Here is a 26,094-nt window from a genome sequence, read left to right as displayed (position 1 = left end):
AAATTATTTAGAGGTAGAAACTTCCTCTTTTTTCTTCACAACAAACTCATCATTTACGTAATCAATGATCACTTGATTGCCCTTCTCTACATTGCCCTTTAGCAGTTCTTCAGATAAACGGTCTTCTACTTGTTTTTGTAATGAACGGCGTAGTGGTCGAGCACCGTATTGAGGATCGTAGCCTTCCTCTGCAATTTTCTCCAAAGCAGAATCCGTTAACTCTAACGAGATGTCTTGCTCTTGCAAACGTTTTGTTAAAGCATTCGCCATCATCGCTACGATTTCTTTTAAATGCTCTTTTTCTAGTGAGTGGAAGACGATCATTTCATCGATACGGTTTAAGAATTCTGGGCGGAATGCTTTTTTCAGTTCCTCCAGCATTGTACCCTTCATATCTTTATACTTCGTATCTGTACCACCTACATTGAAGCCAAGGTTTTTCTGATATTTTAAAGCATCTGCACCTACATTTGATGTCATAATAACAACTGTGTTGCGGAAATCTACCACACGACCTTTAGAGTCTGTTAAACGGCCATCTTCAAGTACTTGTAGTAAGATATTGAAAACATCTGGATGAGCCTTCTCAATTTCATCTAGTAATACTACTGAATACGGTTTACGACGAACCTTTTCCGTTAGTTGACCGCCATCATCAAAGCCTACATAACCTGGAGGTGAACCAACTAAACGTGAAGTCGAATGTTTTTCCATGTACTCAGACATATCAACACGAATCATTGCGTCCTCATCGCCAAACATAACCTCAGCTAGTGCTCTAGCAAGCTCTGTTTTACCAACCCCTGTAGGGCCTAAGAAAATAAATGAGCCAATTGGTCGTTTCGGATCTTTCAAACCAGCTCTTGCACGACGGATTGCTCGAGAAATTGCCTCTACGGCTTCCCCTTGACCTACAACTCGTTTGTGTAGCTCCTCTTCAAGTTGTAATAACTTAGAAGATTCTTCTGAGGCTATTTTCGATACCGGAATTCCAGTCCACATAGATACTACCGCAGCTACATCATCTACTGTAACTTTTGATTCGGCTTTACCTTGCTCTTCCTTCCAATTTTTTCTCGTAGTTTCAATTTCATCTTTTAGTTTTTGCTCTGTATCCCTTAAAGATGCTGCCTTTTCAAATTCTTGCCCTGAGACAGCTGCATTCTTTTCAGAGCGCACATTTTCAAGCTTATCTTCAAGTGCCTTTAAGTTTGGTGGCACTGCGAATGAGCGTAAGCGTACTTTAGAACCCGCTTCATCAATTAAATCAATCGCTTTATCTGGTAAGAAACGATCAGAAATATATCGGTCGCTCATTTTTGCCGCCGCTTCAATTGCTTCATCTGTAATTTTCACGCGGTGATGCGCTTCATAACGATCACGTAAACCTTGAATAATTTGAATCGCTTCTTCTACAGTTGGCTCATCAACTTGAATTGGTTGGAAGCGGCGCTCTAATGCCGCATCCTTCTCAATATATTTGCGATACTCATCTAGTGTCGTTGCACCAATACATTGAAGCTCGCCACGTGCTAAAGACGGTTTTAAAATATTTGACGCATCAATGGCACCTTCTGCACCACCTGCACCGATCAATGTATGCAGTTCATCGATGAATAAAATAACATTACCAGCTTGGCGAATTTCATCCATTACTTTTTTCAAGCGATCCTCGAATTCACCACGATATTTTGTTCCAGCAACAACTGTCCCCATATCAAGTGTCATAACACGTTTATCGCGAAGAATTTCTGGCACTTCATTATTAATAATTTGCTGTGCTAAGCCTTCAGCGATTGCTGTTTTACCAACACCTGGCTCCCCGATTAATACAGGGTTATTCTTTGTACGACGTGACAGCACTTCAATAACACGTGTAATTTCCTTGCTACGACCAATGACTGGGTCTAATGTACCTTCACGAGCAATTTGCGTTAAATCACGCGCAAGGCTATCTAATGTTGGTGTATTGGCAGCCTGGGCAGCTTGTTGACCAGATTGGGCATTATCGTTATTACCTAATAACAACAGCACTTGCTGACGAGCCTTATTCAATCCAACACCAGCATTATTTAATACACGGGCAGCTATACCTTCACCTTCGCGAATAAGCGCTAATAGTAAATGCTCTGTGCCAATATAGGAATGACCTAATTTACGTGATTCATCGACTGATAGTTCTATTACTTTTTTTGCTCGAGGTGTATAGTGAACAATTGGCCCAACATCCTCTTTGCCTTTCCCTACAAGTTCTTCAATACCTGTTTCAATCATTTGAGGACTAATATCAATGGCTTCTAATGCTTTTGCAGCAATACCGCCACCTTCACGGATAAGCCCTAAAAGAATATGCTCTGTTCCAATTGATTCGTGTTTCCAACGAATTGCCTCTTCTTGTGCAAGCTGTAATACTTTTTGTGCGCGTTGTGTAAAACGATTAAACATCAAATGAATCCTCTCCTTTTCTCCGAATAATAGGCTTACTCATATTTTCTCGAGATAGTGCCTCACGAAGCATTTCAGCTCGTACGCGATCTCGCTCAGCAGGCGGCAAGACGTCACCTGCATAATTCTGTAAAAAACCAGGTTGCATACTGACTACACATTCGTTTAGTTTGGTCGCTTTGACACCATCAATTAACTGTAAATCTACTCCCAAACGAATATTAGATAGACAGGTAGCGGCTTCCTCACTCGTTAAAATTCGAGCATGTGTTATAGTCCCTAAAGCACGGTATACACGGTCTTCTAGGGCCAGCTCTGCTTTTTCCAGTAACTTGCCTCGTGCATGTCGTTCTTTTTGAATTATTTTTTCAGCGACACTTTGAATGTCCGCTAAAATATCATCCTCTGTTTTCCCTAGTGTAATCTGATTTGACACTTGGTAAACATTCCCTATATTTTCGCTACCCTCTCCATATATTCCTCTTACCGTCATCCCTAACCGTGTCATTGCATTAATGATTTGATTCATCTGACCTGTAAGTGTAAGAGCTGGTAGGTGCATCATGACAGATGCTCGCAACCCAGTACCAATATTTGTTGGGCAACTTGTTAAATAACCAAATGTATCTCGAAATGCATAGGGCAAAGTTTTCTCTAAGGTACGATCAATTGTATTGGCTTGCTCGTATGCCTTTTGAAGTTGAAAACTCGCTGTCATACATTGAATGCGTAAATGATCTTCTTCGTTCACCATAATGCTAGTCGATTCGTCATCAGATAAAAGCATTGAGCCCACCCGCTCTTTTTTGGCAAGCTGAGGACTAATTAAATGTTTTTCCACGAGTATTTGACGCTGCAAAGGCGTTAAATCCTTAATAGCAAAATATGAATAATTTCCTCGAAGTTCTGTACTATCCTTGATTGCATGTGTAACTGCCTGTTCCACTTGTAATGCTTCGTCCTCTGTAAAGGCTAACGGAAAACGATAACCGTCTAAATTTCGAGCAAGGCGGATGCGTGTACTAATGACAATATCTGAATAATCGTCCTCCACACTCATCCATATTGGTGTAGCACGTTCTAAAAACGATTCAATCATCACAACACATCACCACCTTCGAATTGTAGCTGCTTCTCAAGCTCTTTCACTTCATCACGGAGCTTAGCTGCCTCTTCAAATTGCTCTGCATCTACTGCTACCCTCATACGTTTACGAATATCTTCAATTTGCTTTTTGATGACATAAACATTGTTTCGGGCACCGGGCATTTTCCCTATATGTTGAGGACCAGCCTGTATACGGTTAAAGAGCTTCGGTAAGTGCTCGCTAAATGTGTCATAGCAACTTGGGCACCCAAATTTACCTTCTTTTAAAAACTGTTTATACGTAAATCCACATTGCGGACATGTTTGTGGTTGTGGTGGCGCCTGTTGTTTTTCACCCACTTGTTGTTGCTGCCATGAAGGTGAGCCAAACCAATTGGATAATAACTGTTGAATAGAGATTGGCTCTTGTTTAAATTCAGCATGAAATGGATGGAATTGCGAGGCGCAGACGTCACAATAATGGTGCTCCACCTTTTGACCACTTTGAACTTGTGTTACGGTAACTGTCGCATTTCGCTGCTTACAATGTTCGCATATCATTTCCATCACCTCTTTTATTTTTGCTGTTCATATTTAATCGTCGTTAGCATCGCTCTTAAAATTTTTGATCGAATATGATCACGTAACGGGAGTTGCAAATCAATCGTTGAACGATCAACTGCTGCTAACATTATTTTCGCTTCTCGCATTGAAATTACCTGCTCATCAATTAATCGATACACTAAATCTTCTGCCATTGTTTGCGATGCCCCACCTTCTATTTGCCTGAGGACATCATCAATTAGATCAATTTGTGAATTCGCGCGGACACGTAAAATTCGAATGTATCCACCACCACCACGTTTGCTTTCAACAAGGTAACCTCGTTCGGCAGTAAATCTTGTATTAATTACATAATTTATTTGTGAGGGCACGCATTGAAATTTATCTGCGATTTCACTACGTTTAATTTCAATATGCCCTTCTCCACCTAATTCAAGTACTTGCTTTAAGTAGCCTTCTATGATGTCTGATATATTACGCATTTTAGGAATACACCTCGCTTACTCCACTGACTTTGACTATCTTTGACTTTCTTTGAGTATATTATACAAAATGCTTGAAAATAATTGCAATTAATTCGCACACAGAAAAAATCCTTAGCTTTAAGATACCCTTTTCAGCAATAGAAAAAACGCAAGCACATGCAACTAGCATATACTTGCGTCTATAGAAATTATACCCAGCGACCAACAATTGGATAACGCCAAGGCTCATCAGATAGAGCCTTCACAATACCGATAATTGGCACAATAAAATACATAATACCAAAAACAATTAAAAACGGTATACCAACGAGTAGGAAGCTTAAAATACCCGAAATTGTAAGTAATACCACCATCACAACTTGGAACAATAAAGCTTGCACTGAAATACTCTTTATCTCTTCATCCGAGCCAATTAAGAAAAATAAAATTGGTACTAACCATGGCGCAAAAAACGCACTTGCGTGTATGATTACCTTAGACCATTTAGTTTCCATTTATATCAACCCTTCCTTTAATTTTTTTATTTTATGTACTTTTATTTACGAAACTATACCTTATATAGTTTCAATATAAATTCGATTTATAAAATTTTTTTGAAAGGCATGTGATACCTGATGGAATTTAGTAACAAACTTGCAAACGAATACGAAAAAGGTATTCGTCGCACGCTACCAAGCTATGATGCCATGCTACGTTTAATACAAACTTTTTACCAGTCTGCATTACATGAGAAAGCTGAATTTTTAGTAGTTGGTTCCGGAAGTGGCAATGAAATTTTACAGCTTGCCGAGAAAAGACCGCACTGGTCATTTGTTGGCATAGATCCGTCAGAAGCAATGCTAGAAATAGCTGGCGAACGTTTAAAATCCCTACCTAATAATATTTCTTTATATCAAGGAACTATACTGGATACGCAGCTACCCGCAGTGAAATTTGATGCAGCAAGCTGTGTGCTAGTGCTTCATTTTATACAAGATGACCAAGAGAAGCTTGCAACATTAAAAGAAATAGCAAATAATTTAAAGCCTGGTGCTCCATTTGTCCTCGTCTCAAAATACGGGCAACTCTGTTCCTTAGAAACGGAGCTCCAATTTGATTTATGGCGTGCTTATTGGCTACAACACACAAAGCTTACATCATCGGACGTAGCAGAAATGGAGAAATCCATACGTTCTCTTTCATTTATGTGTGAGGAGGAGATTTTATCACTATTACAGCAGGCAGGCTTTACAAAACCATCTAGATTCTTTGCGACTACTCTATTTGGTGGTTGGATATGTTATAAAGAAAGTTGCTCGTGAAGATATATACACCTGTTAGGATAGAATGAACAGAATTGAGGTGAATGCTGTGATACGCACATTTGGCATTACAAAAGATCAAAAGCTTATAAAGGAATTTCCGCTTGAAGATATACACAAAAACGAATTTGAATGGTATTGGGTCGATTTTAATTGTCCGACCGATGATGAAGAACAATTGTTAGATACGTTTTTCCATTTCCATCCACTCGCTATAGAAGATTGTTTAATGCGTTTACAGCGGCCAAAGCTCGATTTTTATGATGATTTCCATTTCTTTGTTATTCAAAGGGTTAACGAAGAATTAACCGCTGAGGAAGTAAATATTTTTGTTTCTAATAAATTTATTGTCACATTTCATAAAAACGAAGCACCTGAAATAGATCGAGTACAAAAGATGTTAGAAAAACAGCCAAAGAATTGGGAACGTGGCACCATATATTTAACATATCAGGTTATAGATAAAATCGTTGATAGCTATTTCCCACTTGTCTATAAAATTGAGGATCATTTAAACGCACTAGAAGATGAGCTTACCTACCAAAGTAACCTCAATGCTATGAAAATTGTGTTTGAATTCCGTAGTGATTTGCTTGATCTACGACGCACCATTTTACCAATGCGTGATCTTTTATATCGAATCCTTAATTCTTACCGATTTTCACTTAAGAAATCGGAACGTGCTTATTTCGGAGATATTTATGATCATTTGCTTAAACTCACCGAAATGATCGAATCTAACCGTGAGCTCACAGCGGATATGCGTGATAGCTATATGGCCATGAGCTCTAGTCGCATGAATGGCATTATGATGACCTTAACAATTGTTTCAACAATCTTTATTCCTCTAACATTTATTGCCGGCGTCTATGGGATGAATTTTGACCATATGCCAGAGCTACATGGGAGATTTAGCTACTTTATCGTACTCGGCATTATGATTTTTATCGCGTTATTTATGCTAGCAGTCTTTAAGCTTAAAGGCTGGTTCAATTTATTTAAACCTTAGTTATGACGCAGGAAACCAGCGGAAATTTGAAATCAACTATTTATTTTGTCGACAAGCTAAAGGCACCTTAGAGATTTTTCTAAGATGCCTTTTCACTGTCAGTAAGGTCCACGATCATCAACTTTATCTTCGCCCTGCTGTGGAAATAAAAAGTATGCGAGTACCCCAGATACTAATGTTGCACAGATAGTAATTAATAGTTGATCTAAGTCGGGTACCTCAGTATAGTAGTTTCGCAACATGTAAACCGATCCTATTGCTACAATTACCATAACCGGAATAACAAATTTGAAACGTTTCTTCTCCATGTAATACCTCCTCAAAACTATTGTTACGATCAATCTAAACAGTTCGTATTTTACAGGTTTCCTATTTCAAATTCAATTTACCTATTACCTTTTTAATAGTCTATTTCATGACTTTTATTCGACAGTCGTCTATAATGCCTATAAAAAAATAAAGAAATACACTAAAATTTTAACCAAATTCACTACAAAAAATAGTAGAATAGACTAAATACCATATATTCCGAAAAATTAACAAAATAAGCAATTCGATTTTTTATATACTACTATGCATTTATAAAGAATGGAGCAAACAACAATGAGTTGGTTTACAAAAAAGAACGATTCTCGCTACTCAATTACATTAGTACCTGAAAATTATAAGAACGATGTGCAATTGGATGTCTCAAACCATCCAAAACTTGAAAAACAGTTACAGCTTTTGGATTTAACAATTGAGGATTTAGCCATCATTAAACAACTACAGCCTTTCGCTAAGGATTTAGTTCCTGAAATGGTGGATCAGTTTTATGCAGCCATTAGTTTGAGCCAAGGTTTATTAGACATTATCAACAGAACGTCACAAATCGATCGTTTAAAAATTACTTTACATAAGCATTTGAGTGATATTTTTGAAAGTCATATTAATAACGCTTATATTATTGAACGGAAGGCAATTGCCGAAACCCATGTCCGAATTGGTCTACAATCGAAGTGGTATATCGCCTCATTCCAATCATTAACAACAACATTTACACGCTTTACAAATGAGTTAGATATATCAAAACATGATGCAATACGTGCTATCAATGCTTTCTGCAAAATCATTAACTTCGAGCAGCAACTTGTAATTGAAGCCTATGAAAAAGAAGAAGAACGCATTCGTGCAGCAGCTGATGACACAAAAAATGCACTTGTTACGACCATTCAAAAAACGGCAGAGGAACTCAATGGGATTAGTGAAGAAACAGCAGCTTCTTTATTAGTCATATCTTCTCAAACAGATGATATCGCAGTAGCTACTAAACAAGGTTTAAACTTCGTTGCCGATACACAGGAAAAATCTCGACGTGGACAGCAGCAGCTACAAGGTCAAAATGATTTAATACAGGTTATTTTACAAAGTGTAAACAGTCTCGAAGTGACGATGAACCAGTTGCGTACATCTTCTCAAAAAATATCAGAGATTGTAGGGCTAGTTACAGGAATTGCCGATCAAACTAACTTATTAGCATTGAATGCTTCTATCGAGGCAGCTCGTGCAGGTGAGCATGGTAAAGGTTTTGCTGTTGTTGCAGAGGAAGTCCGTAAGCTTGCAGAAGAAACAAAAAATGCTGTACAAAATGTTTCTCATCTCATTAAAGAAACAGAAAGTAATATTACAACAATGTCGAATTCAGTGATAAATGTTGATGAAAAGATTCAACTTAGCGTAGATACACAAAACAATTTATCTAAATCATTTAATGATATCGCCGATGCTGTTTCTGGAATTCAACAGCAGTATGTAAATACATCAAGAGATATTTCAGCGATCTCTAACTTGATTACCGAACTGTCACAAGGGGCTACCTTAGTTTCTTCTTCTTCCGATTCACTTATTAATGTGGTAAATGAGTTAAAAATGTAAGCACGAATAAGAGCCTAGGAATAACTAGCTTCAATTAGTGGGAAAAGTCAAACCATCTATACGATAAGCTGCTTGAAAAAGAAATCATGCCAGAAATTGAACGGAAAAATGAAAAGGAATTAGCATCGGAAGACCCCGCTTAAATGGTCGAAAAAGTAGATGAAGTGAATTGATTCATGTTATAATCTTTAAACATAAGGATCCTTCTTTCTGTATAATTTTGTTGTGGTGACTTAATTTTATCAGAAGTGATCCTTATTTTTTTATGAAATAAAATTTAAAGCCAGTGTAATTTTACTGATCGTAAAATTACACCGGCTTTTTTAGTTTAGAGATGGGTTTTGTCCATTTTCAATGTGGTAATTCGCGTTTTTGTTTGCGATGTTCTCGTCTTGCTGGCCCCGTTTCAAACAGACGTTTTTCTGCATCTGTTTCAGGATAAATTGCAGGAACTGGCTTAGGTTTACCTTCATCATCAACTGCAACCATCGTTACAAAGGATTCCGTCGTTAATCGTTCCTCACGAGTTTCAATGTTTCGTGAAATAACTCGAACGTAAACTTCCATTGAAGAACGTCCAGTTGACGAAACAATACTTTCTATTTCTAAAATATCCCCTACATGTGCTGCCGATAAAAAATCAACTGAATCTATAGAGGCTGTGACTACGTGCCCTTTTGCATGCTTCATTGCTGTAATAGCAGCAATTTCATCAATATAAGCTAACACTCTTCCACCGAAAATGGAGTTGTGATTATTTGTATCTGGCGGTAATACAAGACGCGTTTGAACAGTACGTGACTGGCCCATCGGTATTGCGTTGTTTGTCATAGTTCTTGCAACTTCCCTTCATGAATGTTCTTTCGTCATCGTATCGCAGAAAAAGAGCTGATGCAAATTAGAACGATTTTTTCATCGTAATAAATTTCATATCTGTCATTTCCTCGATTGCCCACTTAATGCCTTCGCGTCCATAGCCACTCATTTTCACGCCACCATACGGCATATTATCAACTCGGAATGTCGGAATATCATTAATAATAACAGCGCCTGCTTGTAATTCGTCCGCTGCCCGTAATGCATCTGGTAACACATTCGTATAAATTCCTGCATTTAAGCCAAGTTCTGACTCATTCACTAGTCGAATAGCGTCGTCTAATGTTTCATATGAAACAATTGAGACGATTGGTGCGAATGTTTCCTGACAAACAATTCTCATATCCGCCGTCACATTCGTCATAACAGTTGGCGTTAAAGTACGTTCCGTAAATGTACCTCCTGTTGCAACTACCGCACCTTGTGACTTTGCTTCCTCAATCCATTGACGAATACGTTCAACTTCTTTTGGATTAATCATTGCACTCACATCAGTATTTATATCTAGTGGATCACCTACCACTAATTTCTCTGTCTCAGCTACAAACGCTTTTGTAAAATCATCAATAATCGATGCATGTACATAAATACGTTGTAAAGAGATACAAACTTGTCCAGCAAAATTAAAGGCTCCTCCAACACAACGCGAAATAATTTTATCAATCGGTGTCGAAGGCTCGACAATTACCGCTGCATTGGAACCAAGTTCTAAAGTAACCTTTCGTAAACCAACTTTTTCTTTAATGCCCAATCCAACCTTACCACTTCCCGTGAATGTCACCTTTTTCACAAGTGGATGGGTCACAAGTGTATCACTTAACTCACCACCGCTACCTGTAATAATTTGAAGTGCACCATTAGGTAGGCCCGCTTGTTGGAAAATTTCCGCCATCACGATAGAGCTTAATGGCGTTTGCGTTGCTGGCTTTAAGACAACCGTGTTTCCTACTGCAAAGGCAGGGCCTAATTTATGTGCCACTAAATTAAATGGGAAATTAAATGGGGAAATGGCTGAAATTACACCTAGAGGTTCTCGTTTAGTCCAGCCAATACGATCCCCAGCTCCAGGTGCAGCATCCATCGGTACCGTTTCACCCTTTGCTTGCTTAGCCCCCTCAGCAGCAAATTGATAGGTTGCTATTGTGCGCTCTATTTCGGTTAAACCAGCTGATATTGGTTTACCTGCCTCTAAGGCTAAAATTTCAGCTAATTCCTCTTTACGCTGGCGCATGATGTCGACCACTTTATATAATATTTCGGCACGTTCGTAAGCCGTTGTCTTTTTAAACGTTTGGAATGCCTCGTGTGCACCTTCTATCGCTTGCTCAACGTCAGAAACTGACGCCTTAGCTACCTTCGCAATAACCTCCCCGCTATAGGGTGATTTCAATTCATATGTTGCCTTCGCGTTCTGCCACTGTCCATTAATCCATAGCTTTGTTTCTTTCATGCTTCCAATGCACCTCCAAAAATCAAGTTCTTCTTTATTTTATCACGAAGAACTTGATGCTACAGCTGCTGCGCTTACTGCTGCGAACATTGCTGCTTGCTGTGCCTGAATTAATAATTCAATCGATGACATAATTGACATCGATAAAGATTGTTGCACCTGCGCCATATCATAAACAGCAATTTGTATAGCCATAAATAACACGAATTCACGATGCCATTTTAAAAGTTTCATCCCCTTTAACTCATGATATAAATCAATAATCTGTTGAAGCTGTGCTTGATTCATTTCAAGGATTGCTAAAAAGCCCAGTAATGGATAGTGCATCGTTTTGACCTTTACATCCTGATTTTTTAATGCGTCACGGATTGTCACAACATTTGACACTAAATTATTATCATATTGAGGTGATAATAAAGTCAGTACTTGCGACAGCCATTGAAGCTCATTGCCTGCATTAAAATTATATGTACGTAATTCTTTATAATAACGATTCATTGTTTCCGCGCGTAGCTCTACGTCATCAGATGGGCTACTTAACAGTACAGCATAAGGAATGTCATCGTATGATGTTAAAAAACGATGATGTTTGCGGATTGCATCAAATAATGCACGTGCTTTCTGTGCATGTGCACGTTTCTCACTTTTCTCTTCCGTTAAAAACTGTGCACCAATAAAACTAAAGTTCCCACTTCTAAATTTTACTTCCTTCATTATATTAGCGTTAGTTAGTAAATTTTCCACTGCTTGTTCTGTATCCTCTTGCTCCATTAAATTTGCAGCAATACTATACCCTACCGCTGTTCTTAGCGGAGATGTCCATGACGTTTGCTTTTTCATTTCTTGTAATACTTCTTTATATTTAACGGCATCAAAAGATTTCCCTGATGCCACATATTTACTAGCAATGGCTAACACGATTTTACGATCTACCGTCCTACCTGCAGCCTTCGAGACATCCTCTACCGTATTTGTAAACTGATTTTCGATCATAACAAAGTCCATGTTTAACACACTCCTTTTTCCATATTTACGTAATATATCGTCGAAAAGATTCAACTGTTTTTTAACAATGAACATAAAAAAAACAGCGGCATTATTTTTGCCGCTGTCCATAAATGTATACTACATTACACCTTAATTATCCTTATATTGCTTATTCGGTGCACTTAAATTAACCTTAATTCTTTTAATTCCTCTGCGGAAAAGGCTCTTGATCTTGTTAAAAATCTCTTACCTTCAACGCCTTCCAACGAAAACATACCGCCTCTACCATCGACAACATCCAAGATTATTTGTGTATGCTTCCAATAGTCATATTGATTTTTATGCATGTAGAAGGAAGCACCACCAATCTCTCCAAGGCAAACATCCTGATCACCTAATAGTAAGTCTCCCTCTGGATAACACATCGGCGAGGAGCCATCACAGCAACCACCTGATTGATGGAACATAATAGGTCCATGCTTTTCCTTTAATAATTCGATTAGTGCTAGCGCTCCTTCTGTTGCTAAAACACGCACGACCACGCTCATGCACCTCCCTACTAATTAGAAGAAACCAAGTTTGTTTTCGCTGTAGCTAACTAATAAGTTTTTCGTTTGCTGATAATGCGCTAACATCATCTTATGGTTTTCACGACCAACACCCGACATTTTATAGCCACCGAACGCTGCATGTGCAGGATAAGCATGGTAGCAGTTTGTCCAAACACGCCCTGCTTCAATACCACGACCGAAGCGATAAGCTGTATTCATATCACGTGTCCATACACCCGCACCTAAACCGTATAATGTGTCATTAGCAATTTCTAATGCTTCTTCTTTTGTTTTAAATGTCGTTACAGCAACAACTGGCCCGAAAATTTCTTCTTGGAAAATACGCATTTTATTATGTCCCTTGAAGACAGTCGGTTTAATGTAGTAGCCATTTTCGAAGCCTGCCCCTACACTGTTTTTCTCTCCTCCAATTAGACATTCTGCACCTTCTTGCTTACCAATATCTAAGTAAGAAAGGATTTTTTCCATTTGCTCACTCGAAGCCTGCGCTCCCATCATCGTATTCGGATCAAGTGGATTCCCAAATTTAATCGCTTCAACACGCTGCAGTACGCGTTCCATAAATTTATCGTAAATAGATTCTTGGATTAGTGCACGAGAAGGACATGTACATACTTCACCTTGGTTTAGAGCGAATAATACAAAGCCCTCAACTGCTTTATCTAAAAAGGCATCATCTTCATCCATAATATCCTCAAAGAATATGTTTGGCGACTTGCCACCCAATTCTAATGTAACCGGAATAAGGTTTTGTGAAGCATATTGCATAATTAAGCGACCAGTTGTTGTTTCACCAGTAAAAGCAATTTTACCAATTCGTGGATTTGATGCTAGCGGCTTCCCTGCCTCTAAACCAAAGCCATTGACAACATTTAGTACACCTGATGGCAATAAATCTTCTATTAATTCAACGAGCACCATAATCGAAGCTGGCGTTTGCTCTGCAGGTTTCAACACTACACAGTTTCCAGCTGCAAGTGCCGGTGCTAGCTTCCAAACAGCCATTAATAATGGGAAATTCCAAGGGATAATTTGACCTACTACCCCAATTGGCTCATGGAAATGATAAGCAACTGTATCATTATCGATTTGGCTTACTGCGCCTTCTTGTGCACGTAAAGCCCCCGCAAAATAACGGAAATGATCAATCGCAAGAGGGATATCTGCATTTAATGTCTCACGTACCGCTTTCCCGTTATCCCATGTTTCGGCAACGGCTAGCTTTTCTAAGTTTTGTTCTATGCGGTCCGCAATTTTAAGTAAAATGTTCGCACGCTCTGTTGGGGATGTTTTGCCCCATTCTTCTTTTGCGGCATGAGCTGCATCAATTGCAAGTTCAATATCTTCAGCAGTAGATCGAGCTAATTGTGTAAAAACTTGTCCAGTAACAGGTGTAACATTATCAAAGTATTGTCCTTTCACTGGAGGTGTCCATTCCCCACCAATGTAATTTTCATATTTCTCCTTGAATTGAACTACCGATCCTTCAGTGTTTGGAAATGCATAAACCATTTTACTTCTCCCCTTTACACAAAATAATGAGAACATACTCTACAAAAATCATCATTTTCATCGAAAAAACGATATTTTCATAGAAACCCTCTTACCCAATATATTGTCAGAAACGAGAAAAAATTTCAACTTTTTTAAATTTTTTTGAAACAGTTGATATGAAAGCACATAGAGCGAAGAGGAGACTCATGAAAACCATTGTTCGGAGTGGACTATATAAGCTGTGGCGAAAGGCTATTTTTGCTAGAAAAGCTTCTAGGATTCACGGTGTGACCAACAATAATGTATACTTAAAAATAATATACATGTATAGGAGAACAGTATGCGCATTAATAAATATTTGAGTGAAACAGGTATCGTATCTCGTCGAGGTGCTGATAAATGGATAGCAGAAGGTAAAGTAACGATTAATGGTGAGCTTGCAACAGTAGGAAGTCAGGTTGAGGCTGGTGATATGGTTTGCGTTGATGGAAAAGAGGTAAAGAAAGAAGAACAGCTCGTATATATTGCCTTAAACAAACCAGTAGGAATTACAAGCACAACTGAACGACATATAAAAGGAAATGTCGTTGATTTTGTCAATCACCCGCTTCGCATTTTTCATATTGGACGGCTAGACAAAGAGTCAGAAGGGCTATTATTACTGACAAATGATGGTGACATCGTCAATAAAATTTTACGTGCAGAAAATCATCACGAAAAAGAATATATCGTGCAAGTCGATAAACCTATTACGGAGCAATTCATCAAAAAAATGGGAGCTGGTGTAGATATTTTAGATACGACAACCCTACCTTGTCATGTTGAAAAAATATCTGATAAAGTCTTTAAAATCATTTTAGAGCAAGGCTTAAACCGTCAAATACGTCGTATGTGTTCGGCACTTGGCTACTCCGTTAAGCGTCTACAACGCATTCGTATTATGAATATTAAGCTTGGCAACTTAAAGGTTGGACAGTGGCGCGATTTAACAGATAAAGAACGAACAGAACTATTCAGACTACTTAAATACACACCAAAATAAAGTAATTTAAGGGGATGGAACGATGCTGTCAATTCAAAGTACTGAGCAGTTAACCGGGGCACGTATAAGTGGTGATTTTTGGGATATAGATGAGCTGATTAATGCCATTTACAAAATAACTGGTGATGAAAACAAGTATTATGATTATCAAGGAGCGCGCCTTCGCATTCTTAGTGTTTGTTATAATCTACGTCAAGCTTCCAAGGGGACACATCAGCTTGAGTTTGTTAGCAATGGTATCAACAAAAGTGTTCTGACACAGCATGAACTAATTTTCCCAAACAAAAATGTTTATTTCGCAGCAGAGGTTCTTTGGCCAGAGCTGATCTTTACCGCTATTGCATTAAACGATTTCATTCGCCTACATCAAGAACTCATTGATTCTTCTGATTGGAATATTGACGTTGCGACAATTCGTAAATTCCAGGCAGCGGTTGCTGATTGCTTAGAGCAGGAGATGAATGAAGAACAATACTTAGTATTTTTAAGAATGCTACACACTAAAAGTCCATTAACATTCCGTTATGCAACGCAGTACGTAGATGTTTTGAACCTAGAGTACATTCAACTTAGCTTGGAGGAACGTAAAACTCATTTAGCAGCGTTTGCACTCCGATTAATGTTAGAAGACGATGAATATATAACGCTTAAATCGCAACTTATGGAGGCTGCGATTACTACCAAAAAATCATTACATGAAATTGAAATTAAAGCTAAATACCCCGAAACAATTTTTTGGTAAATAAAAAGAGCCGTCTCAAAATTAGTCGAGACGGCTCTTGTAAATAAAGTATAGCCCCTAAGCAAAACGAGGAATTGATTTCTGTTGCGACTGAGCGCTAAGTAGCTGAAACAGAAATCACCATCATTCCAATTAATAAATATCACCTTTATAAGGCAACTACTTTTCTTCTATTAAATCTTCTTATAAGCCATTTTCCGAATAACTTCCTCGTGCTGTGGATAGTCAGCTAAAAGCTCATCTTGTGTAAATAATTCGAAGTCTTCAAAATCAAAACCTGGGGCAACCATACAGCCTACTAAACTAAATGTTTCTTCATCCTCCACAGATGAGCCAAATATAGTATTTTTCGGCACTGCTATTTGAGGTACTTCTCCTGCCTCAATATTTAATCCAAGCTTCCTCGCCTCATATGTACCATCAGGGAAAATCATATGAACTGTTAGTGGACTGCCTGCATGATAATACCAAAGCTCGTCCGATTTCAAACGATGCAAATGAGATATATCCTGTGAACGTAATAAGAAATAAATACTCGTATAAACAGGTCTCTGTACATCCCTGACAGCTATATCCTCAGCTGCTCGAAACGAGGATATATAATACCCGCCCTCTGGATGCTCTGCCAAGTTTAATTTCTCAATAAAATATTGTGCTGAATACTTCATAAAACTTCACTCCTTTCGTCCACATTACCAAATAATAAAAGACGAATGCTACTATAATTTCGTCGATCTGATCATTCTACTTCGTTTTGGCCGTTCTTTCTGTTGCTTTAGTCTTTCTTTCCTTTGCTTTGACTTCTTTCCGTCACTTCGATCATTCTATCCGTCGCTTTGACTTCTTTCCTTCACTTTGATCATTCCATCCGTCGTTTAGCCCTTTCTTTCCGTCACCTTGACTGTTCTTTCCGTCGCTCTAGTCTTTCTATCCGTCTGCTCACTCCTTTCTCTCACAAAAAAAGACGCCTCAACATCGAGACGCCTTCTCCCTCTATAAACCACCTAAATAAGCAGCCTTTACTTGTTCGCTCTCTTGAAGCTCTTTGGCTGTACCTGATAATACTATACGACCCGTTTCAAGTACGTAAGCACGATTTGCTACTGATAAGGCCATATTCGCATTTTGCTCAACAAGCAATACGGTTGTACCCTCTTTGTTGACTTGCTCAATAATATTAAAAATATTTTTTACCATGAGTGGTGCAAGTCCCATTGACGGTTCATCCATTAATAACAATTTCGGTTTTGCCATTAATGCTCGCCCCATCGCTAGCATCTGTTGTTCACCACCAGATAATGTACCTGATTGCTGTTTCCGACGCTCCAAAAGACGTGGGAATAATTCATACACATGATCTAAATCTTTTTTAATGCCCGCTTTATCGTTACGAAGATAGGCTCCAAGCTCTAGGTTTTCTTCAACAGACATATTGGCAAAAACACGACGCCCCTCTGGAACATGTGAAATGCCCGATTTTACAATTGTCTGTGCAGCCTTCCCTGCGATAGAGAAGCCTTCATATTCAATGATGCCACCTTTTGGTTTTAATAAACCTGACAATGTTTTTAATAAAGTACTTTTACCAGCCCCATTGGCGCCAATTAGCGTGACAATTTCACCCTCATTTACTTCTAAAGAAAGGCTCTTTAATGCTTGAATATTACCGTAGAATACATCTATATTTTGTACTTTTAGCATTAGCTGATAACCTCCTCACCAAGGTAAGCCTCGATTACCTTTGGATTGTTGCGAATTTCTTCTGGTGTCCCCTCAGCGATTAATTGACCGTGATCAAGCACATATATACGTTCACATATCCCCATAACTAAGCTCATATCATGCTCAATTAGAAGAATTGTTAGGCCAAATTCTTTACGAATAAATGCTATTAATTCCATTAAATCGTGCGTTTCCTGTGGGTTCATTCCCGCCGCTGGTTCATCCAATAGAAGTAACTTAGGTTTCGCAGCTAGGGCACGAGCAATTTCTAATCGGCGCTGCATCCCATAAGGTAAATTTTTCGCAAGCTCATCCTTATAAACATCTAAGCCAAAGATTTTTAGAAACTCAATAGATTGATGCTCCATTTCTGCCTCACCTTTAAAATGATTCGGCAAGCGGAAAATGGAAGACCACATGGAATGCTTTGCAAGCGAATGGTTTGCTACCTTAACATTATCTAGAACGGATAACTCTTTAAATAGACGAATATTTTGAAACGTACGGCTAATGCCTTTTTGTGTTACTTGATATGGCGCGAGCCCGTTCAACTTTATACCGTCAAATGTAATCGTGCCTTCAGTTGGCTTATACACCCCGGTAAGCATGTTAAAGCTCGTTGTTTTACCAGCACCATTTGGCCCAATAAGACCTATTAGCTCTCCTTGATTTAGGTACATATTAACGCCCTGTACCGCCTTTAAACCACCGAATTGTATGCCCATGTTTTCAACATTGATAAGAAGGTTTCCAGTCATTATTTTGTACCTCCTTTTTTACCAAACTTAAATAAATCCGTAACTTCTTTTGTTCCCATCAACCCTGTTGGTCGGTACAACATTACGACTATTAATACTAAACTGTAAATAATCATACGTGTTTCTGGGAAGTTTGCTAGATATGCTGAAACTATTGTTAAAAAAATCGCAGCTAGGACCGATCCTGAAAGACTTCCTAAGCCACCAAGAACTACATAGATTAAAATGTCAAATGATTTTAAGAAACCAAAAGTCGTCGGTTGAATAATGTAAAAGTTATGTGCAAAGATGGCCCCTGCAAGACCGGCAAAGAAGGAACCAATCGCGAAAGCGACAACTTTATAGTAGGTTGTATTAATACCCATTGCATCTGCTGCAATTTCGTCCTCACGAATCGAAATACATGCACGTCCATGACGAGAATTAGTAAAGTTTGAGATGACTAGAATTGTTAGAACAACACCCACGAATGCATAAGTCCAGTTTGATAAATATAGAACCTGCATCCCTGCTGCTCCACCAACATAGTCGGTATTTAAAAAGATAATACGGATAATTTCCGCAAAACCAAGCGTTGCAATTGCTAAGTAGTCACCCTTTAAACGTAATGTCGGAATGCCTACGATTAAACCTGCTATTGCAGCTGCCAGTGCTCCTAAGAAAATTGCTAATGGGAACGGAAGCATTAATTTAGTTGTAATAATGGCGGAAATATATGCCCCTACTGCTAGGAAGCCTGCATGCCCAATCGAGAATTGACCCGTAATACCAATGACAATGTGCAAACTAACCGCAAGCATAATGTTAATACACATTGTGATCAACATATTTTGATAGTAAATATCGAGCACGTTCGTTGAAATAAGCACCTGCACAACTGCATAGATGACTAGCGCTAATACGGCATAGCCCCAGAAAACTTTAGACTTTTTCATAATTACCGCTCACCTACACTTTCTCTCGGGCGTTTTTACCAAAGATACCCGATGGTCTGAAGATTAAAATTAAAATTAAAATAACGAATGCCGCTGCATCGCGCCATAAAGAGAAACCAAGTGCACTTACAAATGATTCCACAACACCAAGCAACATACCGCCAACCATGGCACCAGGAATAATACCAATACCACCAAGTACTGCCGCGATAAATGCTTTAACCCCTGGAATAACCCCCATTAATGGATCGATCTTTGTGTAATATACGCCGAAGATTACACCCGCTGCACCCGCTAAAGCTGAACCAATTGCGAATGTTGCAGAAATTGTATTATCTACATTAATACCCATTAAACGTGCTGCATCTGCATCATGAGAAACCGCTCGCATGGCCTTTCCGATTTTCGTTTTATGTACGATGAATTGTAAAAGAATCATCAGTACAATTGTGACAGATAAAATTAATATGGATGTACTACTGATTTGAACGCCAAAAACATCAAATGATTTATTTGTAATGACTTCAGGATATGCTGCCGGTTGCGCACCTCTGAAGAAAATAGTCGTATATTCGATTAAAAGTGATACACCGATTGCCGTAATTAAAGCTGCAATACGTGTGGCATTTCGCAAACGCTTATACGCAATACGTTCAATTAAAACACCAAAGATTGCACAGACCGCCATCGCCAATAACAGTGCCGGAAAGAAGCCAAGCTCCCATTTAGCAATTGCATAAAAGCCAATAAATGACCCAATCATGAAGACATCGCCGTGGGCAAAGTTAATCAGCTTAATAATCCCGTATACCATCGTATACCCTAGCGCTATTAATGCGTAGATACTACCTAGTGAAATACCATTCACAAGCTGCTGTATCCATTCCATGAGCGTTCACTCCTTTTTATTTTTTGAAAAATGCAAAAATACAACTTACTTCTATATGTTATTATTGAAAATAGCGTAAATTGTGTCCTCTTAAAAATTTTTTCTATGTTCTATCGATTTCGCCTTGGCGTAATTGTAGCTGTCGCTACAGATAAACAATGCTTCCGGATTTTGAATTGTGGGGGTCTTTACACATAAAAGGGAAGGCGTGTTTACCCGCCTCCCCTTGCCTAGAAAACATTAAGGATTAACTTTAGAGTTGAACACTTGTTTACCGTCTTTAAATTCAAGAACTGTTGCTGTTTTAATTGGGTTATGATTTTTGTCAACTGTAAAAGTACCTGTTACTAAAGAAAGATCTTTCGTGTCAGCTAATGCATCTTTAATAGCTTCCCCATCCGTAGAGCCTGCACGCTCAATAGCATCAGCGATGTAGTAAATTGTGTCATAGCCGAGTGCATTGAAAGCATCTGGTGCTTTATCGTCGTTCGCTGCTTTAAACGCCTTTACGAAGTCTTGAATTTTTTGATCTGGGTCTTCCGCAGAGTAGTGGTTTGTAATGTACGTGTTATTCAGCGCTTTCTTACCAGCTAGCTCTACTAATGTCGGTGAATCCCAACCGTCAGCTCCCATCAGTGGAACATCAATACCCATATCACGCGCTTGTTTTACAATTAAACCAACCTCTTCATAGTATCCCGGGATAAAAATGAAGTCGGGCTTTTCTGCTTTAATAGTTGTTAATTGCGTACGGAAATCAGTATCCTTCGCTACATACGCTTCTTCCTTTACAACTTTCCCGCCGTTTTTTGTAATGGTTTCTTTAAATGATTTCGCTAAACCTTTTGCATAATCAGATGCGTTGTCCGCAAAAATAGCTACATTTTTTGCCTTCAATTCATTAGAAGCGAAGTTTGCAGCCACAATCCCTTGGAATGGATCGATGAAACAAGTACGGAATGCATAGTCATTAACGCTACCATCATCATTTACTGTAATATTTGGGGCTGTCCCTGATCCAGTAACGATTGGAATTTTTTTGTCGTTAGCAATTTGCACTGTTGCAACTGTATTACCAGAAGTTGCAGGAGCTAGCATTGCTACTACCTTATCCTGTGTTATTAGTTTAATAGCTGCTGCAGTAGACTCTGAGTTTTCAGACTTGTTATCTACTTTAATCAGTTCAATTTTTTTTCCGTTAATTCCGCCTTTATCATTAATTTCTTTCTTTGCAAGTTCTGCTCCTAGAGCAATCGAAGAACCATAGGAAGCTACGCCACCTGAAAGCTCTAAGTTTGCACCGATTTTAATCGTATCACCGTCAGAAGAACCGCCACCGCCTGATGATGATCCTCCCCCTGAACTTGAACTATCTCCGTTACCACAACCAGCAAGAACGCCTGCAAGTAGTGAAGATGCCACTAAAAGTGAGCCAAACTTTTTAAGCTTTTTGTTCTCTCTCATAATTTTATTCCCCCTAAGTTTTTTCAAATGTTAGATATTTCTGATAATTATAAACAATTCATAGCATTTCCTCAATAACAAAAATAGCCAAAATTATAATTTATAACTATCTATACGTGAATCAACATATTATTCGTCTAAGCCTTTTACATTGTAAAACATTCTTTATATTTAGTCTAGAGTGATTTTTCAGTATAATTAGTAATTTAAGAATTTTCTATTAATTGTCAATAGATATTACTATTAAAACTATTATTTTTACGCTAAAAACTCTTTAAAAAAGACCTTTTAAGATTGCAAGATTTAAGATATAAGGCAACAACGTTCTCAGGAAGTATTCAATTGGAATTGCTAATAACTATTTATTTCCTAGAAAATAAAACCATAAAAAGAAATAATCTATAGTAAGTTTTTTCTTTGCTGCTACATTTTATTAAAAAAACTTAGAGCTGAATTATTTCCACAGCTCTAAGCTTTTTTCAATGCAAACACACAAAGGCGTTCGTTAATATTTGTTTCATTTTTAAGATGAACCTCATGGATTAATTCAAACGGTGTCCCATGAAGTAAAAATTGTAAATAATCATACGGTGGGTAATATAAAATAATATGAATTTCACGCATATGCTGTTCATAAGATTTCCATATATTATGAATGACTGTACGGAAAATATGAATTGAAAACGGATTGAAAAAAAAGAAAACCGTGTCGCTCGGCTGAATAGCATAGTCCTCCGCTATTGAATGAATAAAGGAAATCGGCACTTGCGCACTCTTCTTTTGAAGATAGCTCCTTTTATTATTCTCAGCCTCTCCATAAAAACCTGCATCCATTTCTACCCCAATTGTCGGAATATGAAATTTATGATGTACATAAATAGGGACTCTCCCTTTTCCACATCCCATATCGATAAACACTGGATTATCAGGCATTTCATACTCCGAGAATAATTGTTCTAAACCAATATACGGTGTAGGCTCATAACGATGATAATGAGCTAGTTTAGGAAAGCCGTATTGATCACCGACTGTATTAATATGTAAATATTTATCAAATTGATGTTCATTCATACTATTGCTCCTAAAAAAAGAATGATTAATTTTAGCACGATAAATAGGAAAAACCATACCCAAAAGTTTTGGATATGGTTATTTTTTTAACGACCTCTTCGGTTAAATTTTAAAACAAAGAGCAGTGCAACTATTAATAAGGCAAAGCAAACAACCGCTGTAAGAATTGTATTTTTATCAATAACACTTCCTTGCTTTAGTTGCTCATCGCCTTGGTTAGGCCACATGGCTCCTCCGTTTTGGTCAGGTCGTTGCATTGGGCCACCACCATTTGGTTTTTCTCCCTGCTTATCACCATTTTGATTAAATGGAGGAGCTTGCGAAGGATCAAAGTCATCTGGTCTTTGCATCGGAATGTTCATGTCACCCATTTCGTCTGGATTAGGCATTGCCATATTCCCCTGTGTTGTTGCTTCCACAACAAGTTCTCCAGACAGCTGCTTTAAAATAGATTCGGAGCGTTGCTTTGCAAATTCAGGGAGACTTTTTTCTCCTTCTACCGCTTCTATAAACTGTTCTGTTGTAGAGAATTTCGTAGGGTCTGCTTCCACATATGTTGTTAATAACAATGCTAATTTTTTGGTAATGTTTTGTATGTTATCTTCTGTTAAGAAATTAGTCGCTATCTCTTCTAAATAGCCTTCATATTTAGCACGATACTCTTCATTTAAAAGTAAGGCGTTTAATAGCGGCCGCTCTTCAAAAGTTGTGCCAGATACAGGTGTAGTCACACTAAAGTTAATAGAGCTATCTTCCATCAGATCCCCAGACAATCCAAATCCCATATCGAGTCCACCCTGTTTCCGGTCAGCATTTGGCCGTTGCTGGTTACCATTATTCGGAGGCTTCATTTCGGATTTTTCATTTATCAGTGCATCATTAGGTGCTTTTATATCGGCATTGTTGCCACCCATTCTACCACCAACACCAAAGCCGCCAAACGACATATTAAAATCCCATGGTATGATCGAAAACATACCATTTTCCTCATACAAATAGTAATTGTGTTTCATAGTTCCCTGATAACTATCAAGATTTACGAGCGCTGTATTCATAGCAAAGTAACGTAGCATTTCATCGACATCAATATATTTTTCGATATTACCGCCATTATTGATTGCTTCAATCATGTCAATGAATTTTGATTGATCAACATTGCCTTCGTTCGTTTTTAAGCCAATTCCCGTATAATCAGCAATATCATCACTAATATATTTTAAATCACTGCCTGTCCCATCTGGCTTAAACAAAAATCCATCATTAGAGCCATAGTTATTTGCCAGGAATGTTTCATCCACTGCTTCTACCCCTAAAAATAAACCTCGATCCTTACCATTCACTGTGACATACATATATGAATGAGCAGGTGTAGGTAATCCCATTTGTTCCATGAGCTCATAAGAAATATATTCTCGCATTAATGTTGTATCACTGAAATTATTGTTTAAATTTAATTTTTTCAGGCCATATAGGCTTTGTGTATCATCGTAATAATCGAAATCTAATTTTAAGCTATATCGATCCGAGTCGCTATTTACAACCGAGTTCAGTGATGAACTTCCTTTTGTACGAATAGCTACATTCTCTATTCTCTTGCCATTTACCGTGATATTAGCTTGCTTCAACTCCTTATCTGCTGCACTTTCTAGCATGTCAGCCCAATCTTCCTCGGCTATTTCAATATCTACCGTTGTTACTTTATTTTCGTTAAACACAATAGACTCATAGGAAAACTCGGTATTTTTTGTTTCAATGCCTGCGTTTGGAAGAACAGCAAATACAACAACAAAGAGGAGTAGCAGAATTGCCATACTAATATAGACAACCCGTGTTTTAATCATTATCTGCACCTCTCTTCATAGTTAGAAAACTCCTCTAGAGTGGTTACTAAGCAGTGAAATTACCATCATAGCTAAGCATTACTGCTGATTTTACTCCAGGTACTTTTGTAAGATTGTCCATCAATTTTGTATCATTTTGTTTAACACGAATTTCATAGGTTGTTTCAATTTCAACATCCGACATAATAGATTTTGATTTTAAAGCGAATTTTTTAGACTGTGCCGCAATAATATGCTCCACTTCCTCACAAGCAAAATCTTCTTCAAATTTCACAATTAAAAGATATGGATTTTCCACAGTAATTTTGTTTACAAACACTAGTAATACAAGACCAATTAAAACTGCGCCAATAATAACAAGCGGAATAAATCCTGCACCACAAAGAATCCCCGAAACTATTGCCCAGAAAATATATACTAAATCCATAGGATCTTTAATAGGTGTACGGAAACGCACGATTGATAGCGCACCAACCATACCTAGCGACAACAGCACATTTGAACTTATTCCCATAATCACTAGTGCAGTTGCCATTGTCATAATGAGCAGCGAAATATTGAAGGAATGAGAGTAAATCACTCCATTAAAGGTTTTCTTGTAAACAGTGTAAATAAACAGCCCTACAAAGAACGCTACAACTAACCCTAAAAGTGAATCTATTAATGAAAATGATGTTGTTTTCTCTAAAAAGCTAGATTTAAAAATATCGCTAAATTTTGTAGTATTCATTGTTCAATTCTCCTTTATACGTACATACGACTAAGCTGATATTTCGAATATGCCTCAGCACGTGTATCTACTGATTGTAATAAGTACTTAATAATATCCGGCAAGTACTCATCATATTTCACTTCTAAAATAACTAAGTTTGGCTCGAGTACATCAACCATCGGCAGCTTCGGATTAAACATATCTGTATTACGTAGGCTCGACTGTACTTTACTATCAAATGTGACACGCACATTTCCAAAGGGATAGATGTAAGCCTCACGCTCATAATCGACAACTGTCATTGGTTTCAATTGGTTATACTTCATGTCCTTATATAAATCTTGAATTAACGCTCGTTTGTCTTCCTCCATCCAAGCGATATCCCCACCACGCATTTTTTCATATTCCTTTTGGGATATAGCACACTTCGTTTTAAAGGTTAAATTATTTCGTTTACTTTTTCTCTCCAAATTTATAGTCGTAGTGGATTTACCGTAAATTCGTACTCGATATTTATCTCGATTGATATAACCCTCTTTTTTTTCATTTAGAACTTTGTTTTCAAAATTATCGAAGTATGTGCTGCGAATTAAATACTTACCATTTATCCCAGCATGCTTGTCTAGCTGCATTACATGTTGTATCTTAGTTTTTAATAATGCATAGTCCGGATAGGAGATAGCCTGTTTAATCTCCTTTCGACCGTTAGGATTAAACGAAGTAAGAGTAGGCATA

The 26,094-nt window shown here is 38.0% G+C and carries 26 protein-coding genes; 5 read left to right on the top strand and 21 right to left on the bottom strand.

From position 1 onward, the window contains the following. Positions 1-3: 3 nt before the first annotated feature. The 5 genes from MWJ95_RS18235 to MWJ95_RS18215 form a co-directional block, all read right to left on the bottom strand. On the bottom strand, positions 4-2,448 hold the full coding sequence (locus MWJ95_RS18235; protein WP_249106897.1) for an ATP-dependent Clp protease ATP-binding subunit: 2,445 nt from the start codon (positions 2,446-2,448) through the stop codon (positions 4-6). Next, positions 2,438-3,547 (bottom strand): protein-arginine kinase McsB, encoded by a 1,110-nt coding sequence (mcsB, locus tag MWJ95_RS18230; protein ID WP_249075397.1) that lies wholly within the window; start codon positions 3,545-3,547, stop codon positions 2,438-2,440. The genes MWJ95_RS18235 and mcsB overlap by 11 nt, the downstream gene beginning before the upstream one ends. Further along, positions 3,544-4,092, bottom strand: a complete 549-nt coding sequence (locus tag MWJ95_RS18225; RefSeq protein ID WP_249075396.1) for a UvrB/UvrC motif-containing protein — start codon at positions 4,090-4,092, stop codon at positions 3,544-3,546. The genes mcsB and MWJ95_RS18225 overlap by 4 nt, the downstream gene beginning before the upstream one ends. A gap of 14 nt (positions 4,093-4,106) precedes the next feature. Further along, the gene (locus MWJ95_RS18220) at positions 4,107-4,577 is read right to left on the bottom strand and encodes a CtsR family transcriptional regulator (RefSeq protein WP_249075395.1); all 471 of its coding nucleotides are present in this window, start codon (positions 4,575-4,577) and stop codon (positions 4,107-4,109) included. 191 nt (positions 4,578-4,768) lie between these two features. Next, positions 4,769-5,074, bottom strand: coding sequence for a DUF4870 domain-containing protein (locus tag MWJ95_RS18215; RefSeq protein ID WP_249075394.1), 306 nt, complete (start codon positions 5,072-5,074; stop codon positions 4,769-4,771). 120 nt (positions 5,075-5,194) lie between these two features. On the opposite strand from MWJ95_RS18215, the gene MWJ95_RS18210 reads away from it, so the two are divergent. Then, positions 5,195-5,881: a class I SAM-dependent methyltransferase gene (locus MWJ95_RS18210; RefSeq protein ID WP_249106896.1), complete on the top strand. Its 687-nt coding sequence runs from the start codon at positions 5,195-5,197 to the stop codon at positions 5,879-5,881. Positions 5,882-5,930: 49 nt separating this feature from the next. Continuing rightward, a complete protein-coding gene (gene corA / locus MWJ95_RS18205; RefSeq protein ID WP_481817361.1) occupies positions 5,931-6,890 on the top strand; it encodes a magnesium/cobalt transporter CorA in 960 nt (319 codons plus the stop codon). Positions 6,891-6,988: 98 nt separating this feature from the next. Here the strand turns inward: corA and MWJ95_RS18200 are convergent, their stop codons facing one another. Continuing rightward, positions 6,989-7,198, bottom strand: a complete 210-nt coding sequence (locus tag MWJ95_RS18200; protein WP_249075391.1) for a hypothetical protein — start codon at positions 7,196-7,198, stop codon at positions 6,989-6,991. A 295-nt stretch (positions 7,199-7,493) separates the two neighbouring features. On the opposite strand from MWJ95_RS18200, the gene MWJ95_RS18195 reads away from it, so the two are divergent. Next, positions 7,494-8,804: a globin-coupled sensor protein gene (locus MWJ95_RS18195; protein WP_249106894.1), complete on the top strand. Its 1,311-nt coding sequence runs from the start codon at positions 7,494-7,496 to the stop codon at positions 8,802-8,804. Between the two features lie 351 nt (positions 8,805-9,155). On the opposite strand, the gene MWJ95_RS18190 is transcribed toward MWJ95_RS18195, so the two are convergent. The 5 genes from MWJ95_RS18190 to adh all read right to left on the bottom strand — a co-directional run bounded on the left by MWJ95_RS18190 (position 9,156) and on the right by adh (position 14,201). After that, entirely contained in the window at positions 9,156-9,635 is a 480-nt protein-coding gene (locus MWJ95_RS18190) for an acyl-CoA thioesterase (RefSeq protein ID WP_249075389.1), read from the bottom strand. Between the two features lie 67 nt (positions 9,636-9,702). After that, the gene (locus MWJ95_RS18185) at positions 9,703-11,130 is read right to left on the bottom strand and encodes an aldehyde dehydrogenase family protein (protein WP_249075388.1); all 1,428 of its coding nucleotides are present in this window, start codon (positions 11,128-11,130) and stop codon (positions 9,703-9,705) included. Positions 11,131-11,172: 42 nt separating this feature from the next. Further along, positions 11,173-12,135, bottom strand: a complete 963-nt coding sequence (locus MWJ95_RS18180) for a DUF4003 family protein (RefSeq protein WP_249075387.1) — start codon at positions 12,133-12,135, stop codon at positions 11,173-11,175. A 164-nt stretch (positions 12,136-12,299) separates the two neighbouring features. Beyond that, a complete protein-coding gene (locus MWJ95_RS18175) occupies positions 12,300-12,659 on the bottom strand; it encodes a DUF779 domain-containing protein (protein WP_249075438.1) in 360 nt (119 codons plus the stop codon). Between the two features lie 21 nt (positions 12,660-12,680). Next, positions 12,681-14,201, bottom strand: coding sequence for an aldehyde dehydrogenase (adh, locus tag MWJ95_RS18170; protein WP_249075386.1), 1,521 nt, complete (start codon positions 14,199-14,201; stop codon positions 12,681-12,683). A 322-nt stretch (positions 14,202-14,523) separates the two neighbouring features. Between adh and rluF the strand changes: the two genes are divergently transcribed. Both rluF and MWJ95_RS18160 read left to right on the top strand, forming a co-directional pair. Then, the gene (gene rluF / locus MWJ95_RS18165; RefSeq protein WP_249075385.1) at positions 14,524-15,225 is read left to right on the top strand and encodes a 23S rRNA pseudouridine(2604) synthase RluF; all 702 of its coding nucleotides are present in this window, start codon (positions 14,524-14,526) and stop codon (positions 15,223-15,225) included. 22 nt (positions 15,226-15,247) lie between these two features. Then, positions 15,248-15,967: a DUF6904 family protein gene (locus MWJ95_RS18160; RefSeq protein ID WP_249075384.1), complete on the top strand. Its 720-nt coding sequence runs from the start codon at positions 15,248-15,250 to the stop codon at positions 15,965-15,967. Positions 15,968-16,140: 173 nt separating this feature from the next. Here the strand turns inward: MWJ95_RS18160 and MWJ95_RS18155 are convergent, their stop codons facing one another. From MWJ95_RS18155 to MWJ95_RS18110, 10 genes are all read right to left on the bottom strand, one after another. Next, complete coding sequence (locus MWJ95_RS18155) at positions 16,141-16,635, bottom strand: cupin domain-containing protein (protein WP_249075383.1); 495 nt, start codon at positions 16,633-16,635, stop codon at positions 16,141-16,143. A 325-nt stretch (positions 16,636-16,960) separates the two neighbouring features. Continuing rightward, complete coding sequence (locus MWJ95_RS18150) at positions 16,961-17,668, bottom strand: ABC transporter ATP-binding protein (RefSeq protein WP_249075382.1); 708 nt, start codon at positions 17,666-17,668, stop codon at positions 16,961-16,963. Then, a complete protein-coding gene (locus MWJ95_RS18145; RefSeq protein ID WP_249075381.1) occupies positions 17,668-18,447 on the bottom strand; it encodes an ABC transporter ATP-binding protein in 780 nt (259 codons plus the stop codon). Before MWJ95_RS18145 ends, MWJ95_RS18150 begins: the two co-directional genes overlap by 1 nt. After that, positions 18,447-19,382: a branched-chain amino acid ABC transporter permease gene (locus MWJ95_RS18140; protein WP_249075380.1), complete on the bottom strand. Its 936-nt coding sequence runs from the start codon at positions 19,380-19,382 to the stop codon at positions 18,447-18,449. Before MWJ95_RS18140 ends, MWJ95_RS18145 begins: the two co-directional genes overlap by 1 nt. Before the next feature lie 13 nt (positions 19,383-19,395). Further along, the gene (locus tag MWJ95_RS18135) at positions 19,396-20,271 is read right to left on the bottom strand and encodes a branched-chain amino acid ABC transporter permease (RefSeq protein WP_249075379.1); all 876 of its coding nucleotides are present in this window, start codon (positions 20,269-20,271) and stop codon (positions 19,396-19,398) included. Between the two features lie 240 nt (positions 20,272-20,511). Then, positions 20,512-21,735 carry an ABC transporter substrate-binding protein gene (locus MWJ95_RS18130; protein ID WP_249075378.1) on the bottom strand — a complete coding sequence of 408 codons (1,224 nt, stop codon included), beginning with the start codon at positions 21,733-21,735 and terminating at the stop codon, positions 20,512-20,514. Positions 21,736-22,203: 468 nt separating this feature from the next. Beyond that, positions 22,204-22,806 carry a class I SAM-dependent methyltransferase gene (locus MWJ95_RS18125; protein ID WP_249106893.1) on the bottom strand — a complete coding sequence of 201 codons (603 nt, stop codon included), beginning with the start codon at positions 22,804-22,806 and terminating at the stop codon, positions 22,204-22,206. Between the two features lie 86 nt (positions 22,807-22,892). Continuing rightward, positions 22,893-24,647 (bottom strand): CotH kinase family protein, encoded by a 1,755-nt coding sequence (locus MWJ95_RS18120; protein WP_249106892.1) that lies wholly within the window; start codon positions 24,645-24,647, stop codon positions 22,893-22,895. Between the two features lie 46 nt (positions 24,648-24,693). After that, positions 24,694-25,377 (bottom strand): DUF4956 domain-containing protein, encoded by a 684-nt coding sequence (locus tag MWJ95_RS18115; protein ID WP_249075375.1) that lies wholly within the window; start codon positions 25,375-25,377, stop codon positions 24,694-24,696. Positions 25,378-25,391: 14 nt separating this feature from the next. Continuing rightward, positions 25,392-26,093: a polyphosphate polymerase domain-containing protein gene (locus tag MWJ95_RS18110; protein ID WP_249106891.1), complete on the bottom strand. Its 702-nt coding sequence runs from the start codon at positions 26,091-26,093 to the stop codon at positions 25,392-25,394. Position 26,094: the final 1 nt, after the last annotated feature.

The organism is Lysinibacillus sp. Bpr_S20 (assembly GCF_023337835.1).
GTDB lineage: Bacteria > Bacillota > Bacilli > Bacillales_A > Planococcaceae > Lysinibacillus.
The sequence above is the reverse complement of the archived record's forward strand: the minus strand, read 5'-3'. Positions and strand labels throughout refer to the sequence as shown.